The following is a 13,910-nucleotide window of genomic DNA, read 5'->3' as shown; positions in this document are numbered from 1 at the left end:
GGGTGAGTATGTTTTGTGGGAAAAGGAAGAAAAGGAGAGCGGACTTTCCAGTCCGTTGGGGTAATAAGAGTGATAGAACTGAATTAAATCGTCCGGGTTGGAAAACCCGCGCTCCCGTTTCAAAAATGGCCGCGCGTATGATTTGAATCCATTTCGAAAATAATCCAATATGCCCAGCCAGACCAAAACCCCCTCCCGCATGAGCGACGCCGCCGTGCAATCCAAAACCGGCAAAACCTGGAGCGAGTGGTTCAAGCTGCTCGACAAAGCCGGCGCGAAGAAGATGAATCACAAAGAAATCGTGGCTTATTTGAAAGAGCATCACAATCCCGGGCCGTGGTGGCAGCAGATGATTACCGTGACTTATGAACAGGCGCGCGGCTTGCGCGAAAAATACGAGAAAGCCGGCGGTTTTTCTGCCAATGCCTCAAAAACCATCGCGGCGCCGTTGTCAAAACTCTACGAGGCCTGGAGCAACACCAAGCAACGCAATCGCTGGCTCGGCGAGAAAGGCGTTGTTCTGCGCTCGACGACGCCGGAGAAGTCGATGCGCCTGGCCTGGAGCGACGGCAAAAGCAATGTGTTGATAAATTTCTACGCCAAAGGCGAGAGCAAAAGCCAGGTGGCGGTAGAGCATGAAAAGCTGGCAAACGCCAATGCCGTAGTGAAAATGAAAACGTTCTGGGGCGGGAAGTTGGATCAACTCAAAGAAAGGTTGGAAGCTTAAAATCGATCGGGGTTGCCAACTGATAAAAGCTGCCAACTGATTTTCATGCAAAAATAGTTGATCCGTTGGCAGCAGTTATCCGTTGGGATTTTAGCATGAGAGAATCTCTCAAGAAGAAATCAGAGCAGTGTCATTCCGTCGGTGCTTTTTAAACTAACGCATCGCGCCTGAAGGCGCTACTACAAACCACCACAAACTACTCCGCATACATCTCTTCCAGCAGCTTCTTGTATTTCTCCGTCACCACTTTCCGCTTGATTTTGAGCGTGGGCGTCAGCTCGCCGCCGGCGATGGTGAAATCTTTCGGCACAATGCGCACGCGCTTGACGCTTTCGAATGAGGCAAGCTGCTTATTCTTGTCCATTACTTCCGATTCGATGAGTTGCTGCACTTTGGGATGCGCCGCCAAGTCCTCGCTGCTTTTGAAATCGATGCCTTGCGCGCGCGCCCACGGCTCAAGATATTCCAGATTCAGCGTCACCAGCGCGGTGACAAATTTCTGGCGATCGCCCACCGCCACCACCTGGCTGATGTAGCGCGAGGTGCGTAAAATGCGCTCGATGCGCTGCGGCGCGACATTCTTGCCGCCGGCGGTGATGATCAAATCTTTTTTGCGATCCGTAATTTTCAGAAAACCTTCCGCGTCAATCTCTCCGATATCGCCGGTGTGCTGCCACCCGTCGTCATCAATCGCCTCGGCCGTGGCCTCAGGACTTTTGTAATAACCTTTCATCACATTAGGCCCGCGATACATCACCTCGCCGTCTTCCGCCAGTTTCATCTCAATGCCCGGCCCCACCTGGCCGACCGTGCCGAATTTGTTGTTGTCATAACGATTGACATTGGTAAATGAGGTATTCTCCGTCATGCCGATGCCTTCGAGAATGAGCACGCCGCACGCGTGAAAGAATTCGGCGATGCTTTTGTTCAGCGGCGCCGCACCCGAAACCGACCATTTCAAACGCCCGCCAAAAGCGCCCTGGATTTTGTGCAGCACCAGCTTGTTGGCCAGGCCATGTTCCCAGCGCAACATCGCGGGAATCGGCTGGCGACGTTGTTGCAACTGGCTGACTTGGGTGCCCACGCCAAGAGCCCAGTTGAATAATTTCTCCTTGATGCCGCCGGCTTGCTGCACGGTGGAGGTGATTTTGGTATAAATTTTTTCATAGATGCGCGGCACACTCGCAATGTAATCCGGTTTGATTTCTTGCAGGTTTTCCGCCACTTTTTCGATGCTTTCGGCGAATGCGATGGTATGCGCCACGCGTACGCAAAAATAAACCACGATGCGCGCGAAAACATGCGCGAGCGGCAAAAACAGCAGCGTGGTCATTTCGCCCTTCAAATTCAGACACTGGCTGGCGGAATCCGAGGTAAAAACCAAATTGCGGTGCGTGAGCATCGCGCCCTTGGGCACGCCGGTGGTGCCGGAGGTGTAAACGATCGAGGCCAAATCATCCGGCGCGCAGCCGGCCGCGCGTTCTTGAAATTGTGCGTCGGTAATCGTCTCGCCTTTTTGCAGGAATTCTTCCCAGCTCAACACGCCGTTGGCCGGATCACTTTGGCCGTCGAAAATGATGAGGTGCCGCACGCGCGGAATTTCCCGGCGCACGGCTAGAATTTTCGCGAGTTGATCGCTATTTTCCACAAAAATGATCTCCGCATCGCTGTGATTGACGATGTAGGCGCAGTCCGGCGCGAGATTGGACGGATAGATGCCCACCGTCACGCCGCCGCAATTGGCAATGCCGAAATCGCATTGCACCCACTCCAGCCGGGTTTGACTCAGGATGTTGACTTTGTCGCCCTTCTTGACTTGCAACGCCATCAAGCTTTTTGAAATCTGCTGGCAGCGCGCTTCGTTTTCCGCCCAGGTGACGTCGCGCCATTGGCCCTCACGTTTGTAACGATAAGCCACTTTGTTCGCATTTTTTGTGCTGATGTCGTGGAACAACTCATGAATCGATTTGTGCATCATGCGACTCCCTCCGCCGGAAGTTTGGTTTGAAATGGACGAATGCTGGAGGTACTGCTCGTGCAGTCTCCCGGGCGTTTGCGGTTGAACGGTTTTGAATTTTTGGACATCGAGTTGAAAACGATAAAACGCCTCGGCCTCACGCGCGCGGCGGCGGTATTCTGCCGTTTCGAAATAGTGTGTGAGCCGCGGCGAGAGCGGCAGTATTTGCAGATCGGATTCCCAGCGAAATTTTTCCCGGGAAGGTAGACTTTGAATACAGCCCTGATCGACCGCCCAGGAGATGTCGGCCAGCGCATATCCGCCGAGATCGCGCGTCAGCGCCTTGAGCAAACCCTCGCGCTGTGGATCATAGAAATGAAAATCGTGCTGATAAAGATGGGCATTGTGATAATATTCTGGAAAATTTGTAACGCCTTCCAGGCCGAGGCGCTTGGCAAGATGAATGAGTAATTTGAGAATGCGCCGCGCCTGGCCTAATCCGGGATGCTGCTGGCCGGGCAGGATCGGACGATTGGGGCTAAACTCGGCATACGGGTTTTGCAGCAACAACCATTCGATGGCGAGCACGCCGGGCAAGTGAGCGCCGAACGGATCGTGCCGGCGCACGCGAGGCGACAAGGTGGTTTCGCGCACGCGAAATTCCGCCAGCAAATGCTCGGGCGCAACCTGGCGATGGTACAGCTTCAGCGACTGCAAGAATGCATCGATCGGCTCGATTTGCAGGAGGACTTCGTTGAGACCCTGCTCACGCAGCGCCGGCAGAAAACCGCTTTTTTCTAGGGCTGCAAGAACATTTTCTTCTGTGTAACGTCCCAGCCAAAGCGAGGAGCCTTGTTTCGCATCGAGCTGGCTGAAGAGATCGTCTTCATCGAGCAATGTCGGCTTGGGTGCGTGCATGTGTGGCCGAACGATAGCGAAATTCATTTGCAAAGTCAAGGCAGCCGGCGATGACTTCGCGAGCTGACAATGGAAGATGCAGTTGTCGAAACCTGCATGAAATCTCAGCATTCTGCAAATCCCTGCTTGACTTTTCAGGGAGAGTTGTCTATTCTAATTGCCCTGCAACAAAAAAGCATTCTCGATGTCTGATATGTGAAGTTGCTGTTGCATGATCGAGCCCTGTAGAACCTGAATAACGAAGGAGTAAAAATGCGATATTACTTCACGGTTGCAATTTATACGACAATGCTTTGTTTGTTGATCGCCGGCGTTCCAATTGTCTTGGCGCAAGATTGGCCGCAGTGGCGCGGCCCCAATCAAAATGGCGCCTCGACGGAAACCGGTTTGATTTCGAGTTGGTCGCTCGCGGGCGAAAATTTGGTTTGGAAGGCCGACTTTATCGGGCGCTCGACGCCGATTCTCATGAACGGCCGCGTTTATGTCATTGGCCGCGCGGGCGAAGGCCTAACGCGCCAGGAACAGGTCGCCTGCTTCGACGCGGGAACCGGCAAAATGCTGTGGGAGCATCGCTTCAACGTGTTTCAAACCACGGTGCCGTTCAACCGCGTGGGCTGGACGAGTCCGGCCGGCGATGTTGAAACCGGCAATGTTTATGTACACGGCGTGGGCGGCATGTTTATTTGTTATGATCGTGACGGCAAGATTTTGTGGTCGCGCTCGCTGACCGAAGAGTTTGGACGCTTTTCCGGCTATGGCGGCCGCACGCAAACGCCGGTAGTGGATGAAAATCTTGTCATCGTCAGCTTTCTCAACACCGGCTGGGGCGAGCAGGCGCCGATGGGTCATCGTTTCGTGGCGTTCGATAAGCGCACCGGTGAAGTCGTGTGGATGGCCGGGCTTCCCAATCGCCCGCTGGATACGAACTATTCCACACCCGCGATTGCGACCGTTAACGGCGTGCGCCTGCTTGTGGTCGGCGGCGGTGATGGCGCGGTGCATGCGTTGAAAGTGCGCACCGGCGAGCATGTGTGGCAATTCAAGCTCACCAAAACCGCGATCAATTCCGCCATTGTCATCGAGGGCAATCACGTTTTTGCGAGCCACAGCGAGGAAAATCTCGACAATGCCATCATGGGCCGCGTCGTGTGCATCGACGCCACCGGCGCGGGCGATGTCACGAAAACGCATGAAGTGTGGCGCGTTGATAATCTCGAAGCGGGCTATGCCTCGCCGGCGTTGCACGACGGCAAACTTTATTTAATCGACAATTCCGCCAATCTCTTTTGCCTGGAATCCGCCACCGGTAAAAAACTTTGGCAGCTCAAAATCGGCACGGTGGGCAAAGGCTCGCCGGTGGTGGCCGACGGCAAAATCTACGCCCCGGAACAGAACGGCGTGCTCTACATTCTGCAGCCCGGCGCAAACGATTGCGACACGCTCGACACCGAAAAACTGACCATGCCGGACGGCCGCTACGCCGAGCTATACGGCTCGCCCGCGATTGCCTATGGCAGAATTTATTTCACCGCGGAATCGGGACTCTATTGCCTCGGCGACAAGAATAAACCTTTTGCGTTTACGCCCACGCGCACACCGGCCTCAGCCCCGCAAGCCGCCCTAGGCGCTCCGGCGCATTTGCAAATTGTTCCTGCTGAAGTATTGGCGAAGCCCGGCGAGAAAATCAAATTCCGCGGCCGGGTGTTCGATGCGAAAGGGAATTTTATCCGCGAGGTAAAGGCCGACGGATGGTCACTGGCGAACGTATCCGGTAAATTCAATTCTGCGGGAGAACTGACGATCGACAAGAACAGCCGCAGCACCGCCGGCATCATCAAAGCTAGTTTTGAAAATCTTGAAGGCAAAGCGCGCGTGCGCGTCATTGCCGAAGCGCCGTGGAGTGAGGATTTTGAATCGAGTGAAATTGGCAAATATCCCTCATATTTCGTCGGCGCGAGCAACAAATTTTCCGTGCAAATGAAAGACAGCAACAAAGTTCTGGTCAAGCCGCCGGCCGCCGCAGGATTGAACCGTTCCGACATTTTTTTAGGCCCGCCCTCGATGAAGAACTACACCATCCAAGCTGACGTCATGGGCACGCGCAACCGCCGCCAAATGCCGGACATGGGTTTGATCGCGAACCGTTACACACTCGATTTGATGGGCGCGCTGCAACGGCTGCAAATTCGCGTGTGGGGCGCGGAATTGCTCAATTCCAAAACCATCGATTTTAAATTCGATCCGGAGGTTTGGTATACGATGAAACTGCGCGTCGATACTGCCGGCGGCAAGTCGATTGTGCAGGGCAAAGTTTGGCCGCGCGCTGAAGCCGAGCCGGAAGCCTGGACCATCACGATGGAAGATAACCTGCCCAATCCCGAAGGCAGCCCGGGTTTGTACGGTTATTCGCCGGTGGAAATTTATTACGACAACATTAGGATCACAAAGTCGCAATGAAAGAAACTTTTTTTAGCAAGAGCACAAATCAGGAGCGTGTCAATGAAATACCGTGTTATCATCGAGCAGGATGAGGACGGCATGTTCGTCGCGGAAGCGCCATCGCTGCCAGGTTGTATTTCACAAGGAACAACACGCCAGGAAGCGCTTGCGAATATTCATGAAGCGATTCAGGCTTATCTCGAGAGCTTGGAAAAGCATAATGACCCCGCGCCTTGAGTTTGTGAAATTGCTGTGAACGGGGATACTTTTCTGATGGCACTATTCATTCGTTTCAGGAGCAGACATGACTTTCAAAAGCATAATTCCGCAAAACAACTTTTCAAAGCTGCATGTGTTGATTGGCCTGTTGACGCTTTTGACCATTGCCTTTTATTCCACCGAACAGGCCATGTGGGGCGGCACGCCAACGCGCAACATGGTTTCTTTGGAAAAAAATTTGCCCACGAAATTCGATCCGGCCACGGGCTTGAACATCAAGTGGACGGCCGCGCTCGGCTCGCAAACCTATGGCAATCCCGTGATCGCGGGCGGAAAAGTTTTTGTGGGCACGAACAACCAGGGCTTGCGCAATCCCAAACAAGGCGGCGACCGCGGCGTGATGATGGCGTTTCGCGAAGCAGACGGCGAATTTCTCTGGCAGCATGCCAACCCCAAGCTGGCCTCGGGCCGGGTGAACGACTGGCCGCTGCAAGGCGTGTGCTCGAGTCCGTTCGTCGATGGCGACCGTCTGTATTATGTTTCGAATCGCTGCGAAGTAGTTTGCCTCGATGTCAACGGTTTTCGTGACGGCAAAAATAATGGCGCATTCACCTCTGAAACCGATACCAGCAGCATCGATGCGGATATTATTTGGAAGTATGATATGATCGCAGAGCTGGACGTTTTTCCGCATAATCTCGCGGTTTGCTCGCCGATTGCGGTGGGCGATTTGCTGTTCATCGTCACCGCCAATGGCGTTGACGAAGGCCACATTCACATTCCCTCGCCGCAGGCGCCAAGCTTTATCGCCATCAACAAGAACACCGGCGAATTGGTGTGGGAAGACGCCTCGCCGGGCGGAAATATCATGCACGGCCAATGGTCGAATCCCGCGTATGCTGTGATCAAAGGTGTGCCGCAAGTGATTTTTCCCGGCGGCGACGGCTTGATTTATTCGTTCGAGCCGGAAACCGGCAAGCTGATTTGGAAATTCGACGGCAATCCGCCGGATGCGGTTTATGAATTGGGCGGCTCGGGCACGAAAAACGATTTCATCGCTACACCGGTGATTTATGACAACAAAGTTTATATCGGCCTGGGCCAGGATCCCGAGCACGGCGAAGGCATCAGCCATTTCTATGCGATCGATGCGACGCAAAAAGGCGATGTCACCAAAACGGCGGTAGTGTGGCATCGCGGGTATAAAGATTTCAACCGGACGATGTCCACGGCAGCGATTGCCGATGGTTTGCTTTACGTCGCCGACTTGAGCGGATTCGTGTATTGTTTTGACGCGCTCACCGGCGAGTTGTATTGGACGTATGACACCTACGCCGCGATTTGGGGCTCGCCCTACGTGGCCGACGGCAAAGTTTACATCGGCGATGAGGACGGCGACCTGGCGGTATTGAAAACCGGCAAGCAAATGGAGTTGCTTTACGAAATCAACATGGGCAGCGCGGTTTACACCTCGCCGGTGGCAAAGAACGGCGTGCTGTATGTGACCAACCGGTCGACGCTGTTTGCGCTGGAGCAGAAGAAGTGATGGATTTGAAGATTTCCACGACATTATTAAAAGTCATGGAGAGCAAAAATGAGTACTACGATTCTTGTCAAGTCGGAGAAGGATAACGGCGATACCCTCGAGTTGGTAAAGTCGGCAGTCGAAGCCGAGATCACGAGACTTACTCTCGCTCTGGAAATGGCCGAAAAGCGTTTACTTCCTTTTGAAAAAAAGTATCACGTCGATTCGGAATACTTTTTGGTTAATTTTGCGGCTGAAGACTTGGAGGGGGGCGACGAGGAATACGTGAGTTGGGCTGGCGAGTATAAGCTCAAACAGAGCTTGCAAAACAAAATAGTGCAATTGCGAGAGATCGAGTATGCTCATTCAGAGATACTTCAATCAGATTAAAGACGCCGTTGCTCGTTAATCTGCCACGCGCTTTGTGATCGCAACCAAACTTGATTATGATTTGCGCGCCGGGGCCCAGGGACTCATAACCGAATCATTCGATTTGTTGATGGCTCAGTCTTGCATTTCAAAGAATATATCGATGTTGTCAATCAAAAAGTGGGCAAATTGTCTTATAGTTATCATTATCAAGATGCAGATAATCGCTTGATCTTTAGATATGACAATGCTGCTCACAGGCCTTCTTTGTCATTTGCCGAACACAAGCATCTGCACGATCAGATAATCGCCGCTTCCGCGCCAAAACTTGAAGATGTACTCTCTGAGATATTCGTGCTTAACAGATGGATACAATAGGGTCATCTGTCGGTTATGCTTATCCGAGAAATACAACCCTCCGATCGTGCCGAATGGCAACGCATGCGCTGCGCCCTCTGGCCCGACGGAGAAGACGATCACGAGCTTGAGATCGGCGATTATTTCCATCAAAATGAGCGGAAGGCTGCGGTTTTCGTTGTTGAACGTGAGGACGGCGCGCTCGGCGGTTTTCTCGAAACGAGCATACGCTACTACGCCGACGGCTGCGAAACGCGCAATGTCGGGTACATCGAAGGCTGGTATGTTGATCCTGATCTGCGCTTGCAATCCCTCGGGCGCGGCCTCGTCGAAGCCGCCGAGCAATGGGCGCGCGAACAGGGTTGCCGCGAAATGGCCAGCGATTGTGAATTGAGCAACGAGATCAGTTTGCAGGCGCATCTTGCGATTGGTTATGAAGAAGTCGAGCGCGCCATTCATTTTCGGAAAGCCTTGTAGTCGTTTATCATGGAGGTGATGATGGATAATCAAAGCAAGATAAAATAACCTGCATCCTCGGAGCCATTTCATGAAAATGCCGCCCAAGCCCGCCGCGTCCAGCGCGATTCACGAATACAAAATTGGCCACGTCATCGCCGCATCTTCCGCCGGCACGATGATCGAGTGGTATGATTTCTATCTCTACGGCACGCTCGCGGTTTTCTTTTCGACCCTGTTTTATCCAACCGACAATCCGACGGCTGCGTTTCTCGCCAGCTTGGCCACGTTCGGAGCGGGCTTTGCCGTGCGGCCGTTTGGCGCGGTGGTGTTCGGCCGTGTCGGCGATTTGGTCGGACGCAAATATGCGTTCCTCGTCACGCTCACCATTATGGGCGGCGCGACCACAGCCGTTGGCTTGTTACCGACCTACGATCAAATCGGCATTGCCGCGCCGATAATTTTGGTGATTTTGCGCTTGCTGCAAGGCTTGGCGCTGGGCGGTGAATACGGCGGCGCCGCAACTTATGTTGCTGAGCATGCGCCGGATCATCAGCGCGGCTACTACACCAGCTACATTCAAACCACGGCCACGCTCGGTTTTTTTCTTGCGCTCGCCGTGGTGTTGGCTACGCGGCTCGGCGTCGGCGAGGAGGCCTTCAAAACCTGGGGCTGGAGAATTCCGTTTTTACTTTCCTCATTGTTGCTGGGCTTGTCGCTTTATATCCGGGTGAAGCTGCGCGAATCGCCGCTGTTTGCCAAGCTCAAAGATGCCGGTAAAACTTCCAAAGCGCCGATCAAAGACAGCTTCGGCAACAAGCGCAACTGGAAGCTGATTTTGCTCGCGCTGTTTGGCGCGACCGCCGGGCAGGCAGTGGTGTGGTATACCGGCCAATTCTATGCGCTCTTCTTTATGCAAACCGCCCTCAAGATCGATTATGTGACATCATACATTATCATCGCGATTGCCCTGGCCCTGGCAACGCCGTTCTTCATCGTTTTTGGCAAGCTCTCGGACACGATCGGGCGCAAGAAAATCATGATGGCCGGCTGCCTGATCTCCGCCCTCACGTATGTTCCGATTTACAAAGCGATGCACCATTTCGCCGATCCCATAAATCACGTCATGCTGGTGCTGCTGGTTTTCATTCAAGTGATTTACGTGACCATGGTCTACGGGCCGATTGCCGCGTTTCTCGTGGAGTTGTTTCCGGCAAAGATTCGTTATACCTCGATGTCGCTGCCCTATCATCTCGGCAACGGCGAGTTCGGCGGCTTCACGCCGTTGATCGCCTCGGCAATCGTGGCCGCTACCGGCAATATTTATGCGGGCCTGGCGTATCCGATAGCCATCGCGCTGATGACCTTCATCATCGGCTCGCTTTATCTGCCGGAAACGAATCACGTTCGTATTTGGGATGAGGTGGACACGTGAGACGCCAGTATTACTGCTGTGGTGTCATGGAACATATTTGAAAAAAAGTGTTTAACGGATAAAGGCTGCCAACGGATTGCGAGAAATTGTCCGATGGCGGTTTTGATGCGTTGGCCGGGCTTCACAAGAACAAATAACCTATGCCTATGCGAAAACCCTTGACGCTGCTGTCGTGTCTTTTGGTAGTCGTTTCCATTTTTCCCGCACGCGCGAACGATGCGCTCACGCCTTTGCGCGTCAACACCCCGCCGGTTATCGACGGCAAACTCGATGATCTCGCCTGGCAGCAAGCGCCCTCGGTCACCGGTTTCAAAACCTTTGTGCCGGATTTTGGGCTGGAGATGCCCGATCAAACCGTGGTTTATTACGCCTACGATCACGAAAATCTCTATTTCGCGTTTCGCTGTTTCGATCGCGAGCCGCATAAAATCAAAACTTCGGTGACCAAGCGCGACAACATCCGCCCGGATGATTGGATTTGCATCAATCTCGATTCCTTCAACGATCAGCAAGCGCTGTACGGATTTTACGTCAACCCGGCGGGCATTCAAGAAGACACGCGCTTTGCCAACGGCAGCGAAGATGCCGGCATCGATTTGATTTGGCACAGCGCCGGCGCGATCGACAGTGCAGGCTACACCATCGAAGTTCAGATTCCGTTCAAGAGCATTCGTTTTGCCAATCGCGCGCAAGTGGAAATGGGCGTGGTGTTCGAGCGGCGCGTGAGCCGCCGCGCCGAGCAGGGCACATTCCCGCCGCTCAAGCCCGAGCGCGGCATGTTCTTTCTCACGCAAATGCACCCGATGGTGATTCATGATGTGAAGAACTATCGTTTGTTCGAATTGCTGCCCGGCGTGACGCACAGCCAGAGAAGCTCGCGCGCGGATGGCCGCCTGGTTTCCGAAGGCGATGAAAATGAATTCAGCGTTACCACGAAATACGGTTTGACCTCCGAGTTGATTTTGGACGGTACGTACAATCCCGACTTCAGCCAAGTGGAAGCGGACGCCGGGCAAGTCGATCGCAATTTGCGTTTCGCGCTGTTTTATCCCGAGAAGCGCCCGTTCTTTCTCGAAGGCGACGAGAATTATAATTTTGCCGGCGGCAACGGCAATGACCCGCTGTTGGAAGTGGCGCACACCCGCACCATTGTTAATCCCATCGCGGGCATAAAGCTTTCCGGAAAAATCGGCAAGAAGAATTTCCTCGCCTTGATCGATGCGCTCGATGATCTGCCCGCCGGCAGCGAGGGCAAGCATGCGCACGCTTCACTTTTGCGCTACAAGCGCGCGCTGCGCGGCGACAGCTTCATCGGCGCATTTTACACCGGACGCGAAGAAAAAAACGGCCATAACCGAGTTGCCGGACCGGACGGGCAGATGCGCATCAACGAGTCGAGCATTTTGGGTTATCATCTTTTTTTGTCGCAATATAAAGCCGGGGCTGCGCTGCCGGTGCAAGACGGGCATGCGCTTGGCTTGGACTATCTTTACAACACGCGCAATCTCGATGTCAATCTCGGCGTGCAGGATCTTTCCGATGACTTTACGACCGTGTCGGGATTTTTGACGCGCACCGGCATTTCACGGGCGCGCGCCACGGTGACGCCCAAGTTTTATCCCAAATCCGGTTTCATTCGCCGCATCGATGTGAGTCTGACAAGCGCGCAGGTGAAAGACAAGCCCAGCGATCTTTTTGAAACCGACAATATCTTCACGCTGCGTTTCATTCCGCGGCGCAATGCGAACATTGCCATCAACGCCAATTACTCCACCGAAGTTTTTGCCGGAAAGAGATTCCAAACCAGCGGCTGGACCCTGGGCGCAAGCAGCCAGCTTACGAAACAAGTTTTTTTGCGCCTGGCGTACGGCGGCGGCAAGGGGATTTATTACGAAGCCGCGACGCAAGCGAAGAGAAGCGATGCGCTGATGAATCTGATCTACCAGCCTTCGGACAAGCTGAACGCCAATCTCACGCTCACGTATGCGGATTTGTTCGATGAATCTTCCTCCCGGCAAATCTTCGACGGCGCGATTTCCCGCTTGCGGCTGACGTATCAAGTCAACCGTTATTTGTTTTTCCGCGGCATCGTTGAAAACAACACGCTGCGGCGGCGCTTGCTCACGGATTTCCTCGCCTCGTTCACGTACATTCCCGGAACCGTGCTGCATCTGGGCTACGGCTCGCTGTATGAGAAAGACTTGGAATCGAACCCGCGGGATCGCTATCTTGAAACCCAGCGCGGCTTTTTCTCGAAGGCGTCTTATTTATGGCGGTTGTGAACTGGCCAACGACAAGGAATTACCATATGCAAAATCTTCAACGCATAACATTCGATCCGAACGTGATGGGTGGAAAGCCCTGCATTCGCGGACAGCGAGTCCTTGCGCTCTCGCAGTCCTTTGCGTGAAAAAGCCGCGGAGTATCTTTACGTCATTCAAAGCACGAACCTTGAAGGAGTATTCATTTACTCCAAAGGCAAATTCAAGGATGAAGCTGGTAAAGAAACCTTTTACTTTCTGATCTCTTCAAAGAGATCGGTCTAACGAGAGGCGATTACATATGTTGCTAAAAATCACAACCTGCCCAACTTGCGGTAGCAACAAAATCAAAATGGTCAAGCGAAATTGGACCGGCAATTTTCAAGGCCGGGCTTATATCGTTCCCGCGTTGGAATTTTATAAGTGCCCAAATTGCAGCGAGGAAGTCTACGATCGCGACGCCATGCGCAAGATCGAATCTTATTCGCCGGCGTATGCCAAAGCGCGCAAACGTAGAAAAGCGGCATAAGGAAAAAATTCGGATGAATCATTTTGACCTTACTTCATGAGCAAACATGAAAAACAGCACAGCTTCTCTTTCAAACAAAATTACCACAGCGCAGCGCCGCCTCGATGAGCACGTCCGCGAAATGGTGCAATGGCATTTCAGTCCCGAAACCGGGTGCCCATTCTGGCTGGAATTTGCCGCCAAACTGAATTTCGATCCGCGCAAAGAAATTCACGGCTATGATGATTTGAAAAAGCTTGGCCATTTCGAAGACGAATGGCTGCGCGGCGGCCCCGTCCAGCGCTGGATTCCAAGGGGGTTGGCCGGGATGCCCATCTATGTCTTCGAAACCGGCGGCTCCACGGGCGTGCCTAAGTCGCGGATCTCCAGCGAGGACTTTCGTATCGACTATTCGCTATTCAGTGAGACCTTGCCCGACGACGCCTTCCCGCCCGGCTCGGATTGGATCCACATCGGCCCGAGCGGTCCCCGGCGGCTCCGTCTGGCCATCGAGCACCTGGCCCAGCATCGCGGCGGCATCTGCTTCTCTGTCGACCTCGACCCCCGATGGGTTATCAAATTGATCAAGCGGGGCGCGATGGAGGAGGTGGAGCTATACAAGCGGCACGTCATCGATCAGGCGCTCACCATTCTAAAGGCGCATGACAACATCCGTTGCATGTTCACCACACCCAAGCTGCTTGAGGCCCTGTGTGAGAAGGTTTCGCTCAAGAAACTG

At 53.6% G+C, this 13,910-nt stretch carries 12 protein-coding genes; 11 read left to right on the top strand and 1 reads right to left on the bottom strand.

Features of this window, described 5'->3' with window-relative positions; translation table 11 throughout:
- Positions 1–169 precede the first annotated feature (169 nt).
- The gene (locus FBQ85_15470; protein ID MDL1876547.1) at positions 170–727 is read left to right on the top strand and encodes a DUF4287 domain-containing protein; all 558 of its coding nucleotides are present in this window, start codon (positions 170–172) and stop codon (positions 725–727) included.
- Positions 728–923: 196 nt separating this feature from the next.
- On the opposite strand, the gene FBQ85_15465 is transcribed toward FBQ85_15470, so the two are convergent.
- A complete protein-coding gene (locus FBQ85_15465) occupies positions 924–2,705 on the bottom strand; it encodes a long-chain fatty acid--CoA ligase (protein MDL1876546.1) in 1,782 nt (593 codons plus the stop codon).
- A 1,149-nt stretch (positions 2,706–3,854) separates the two neighbouring features.
- Here FBQ85_15465 and FBQ85_15460 point away from each other — a divergent pair.
- The 10 genes from FBQ85_15460 to FBQ85_15415 all read left to right on the top strand — a co-directional run.
- Positions 3,855–6,059 carry a serine/threonine protein kinase gene (locus FBQ85_15460; GenBank protein MDL1876545.1) on the top strand — a complete coding sequence of 735 codons (2,205 nt, stop codon included), beginning with the start codon at positions 3,855–3,857 and terminating at the stop codon, positions 6,057–6,059.
- Positions 6,060–6,101: 42 nt separating this feature from the next.
- A complete protein-coding gene (locus FBQ85_15455) occupies positions 6,102–6,278 on the top strand; it encodes a type II toxin-antitoxin system HicB family antitoxin (protein ID MDL1876544.1) in 177 nt (58 codons plus the stop codon).
- 67 nt (positions 6,279–6,345) lie between these two features.
- Positions 6,346–7,806 (top strand): hypothetical protein, encoded by a 1,461-nt coding sequence (locus FBQ85_15450; protein ID MDL1876543.1) that lies wholly within the window; start codon positions 6,346–6,348, stop codon positions 7,804–7,806.
- 48 nt (positions 7,807–7,854) lie between these two features.
- Positions 7,855–8,175 carry a hypothetical protein gene (locus FBQ85_15445; GenBank protein MDL1876542.1) on the top strand — a complete coding sequence of 107 codons (321 nt, stop codon included), beginning with the start codon at positions 7,855–7,857 and terminating at the stop codon, positions 8,173–8,175.
- A gap of 372 nt (positions 8,176–8,547) precedes the next feature.
- On the top strand, positions 8,548–8,988 hold the full coding sequence (locus FBQ85_15440) for a GNAT family N-acetyltransferase (protein ID MDL1876541.1): 441 nt from the start codon (positions 8,548–8,550) through the stop codon (positions 8,986–8,988).
- 70 nt (positions 8,989–9,058) lie between these two features.
- On the top strand, positions 9,059–10,402 hold the full coding sequence (locus FBQ85_15435) for an MHS family MFS transporter (GenBank protein MDL1876540.1): 1,344 nt from the start codon (positions 9,059–9,061) through the stop codon (positions 10,400–10,402).
- Between the two features lie 140 nt (positions 10,403–10,542).
- On the top strand, positions 10,543–12,684 hold the full coding sequence (locus FBQ85_15430; protein ID MDL1876539.1) for a hypothetical protein: 2,142 nt from the start codon (positions 10,543–10,545) through the stop codon (positions 12,682–12,684).
- Positions 12,685–12,710: 26 nt separating this feature from the next.
- Positions 12,711–12,812 (top strand): DUF433 domain-containing protein, encoded by a 102-nt coding sequence (locus tag FBQ85_15425; protein MDL1876538.1) that lies wholly within the window; start codon positions 12,711–12,713, stop codon positions 12,810–12,812.
- A gap of 152 nt (positions 12,813–12,964) precedes the next feature.
- Positions 12,965–13,192 (top strand): YgiT-type zinc finger protein, encoded by a 228-nt coding sequence (locus FBQ85_15420; protein MDL1876537.1) that lies wholly within the window; start codon positions 12,965–12,967, stop codon positions 13,190–13,192.
- 46 nt (positions 13,193–13,238) lie between these two features.
- A partial coding sequence (locus tag FBQ85_15415) for a hypothetical protein (GenBank protein ID MDL1876536.1) occupies positions 13,239–13,910 on the top strand: 672 nt, incomplete at its 3' end.

It is taken from the genome of Cytophagia bacterium CHB2 (assembly GCA_030263535.1).
Classification (GTDB): Bacteria; Zhuqueibacterota; Zhuqueibacteria; order Zhuqueibacterales; family Zhuqueibacteraceae; genus Coneutiohabitans.
The sequence above is the reverse complement of the archived record's forward strand: the minus strand, read 5'-3'. Positions and strand labels throughout refer to the sequence as shown.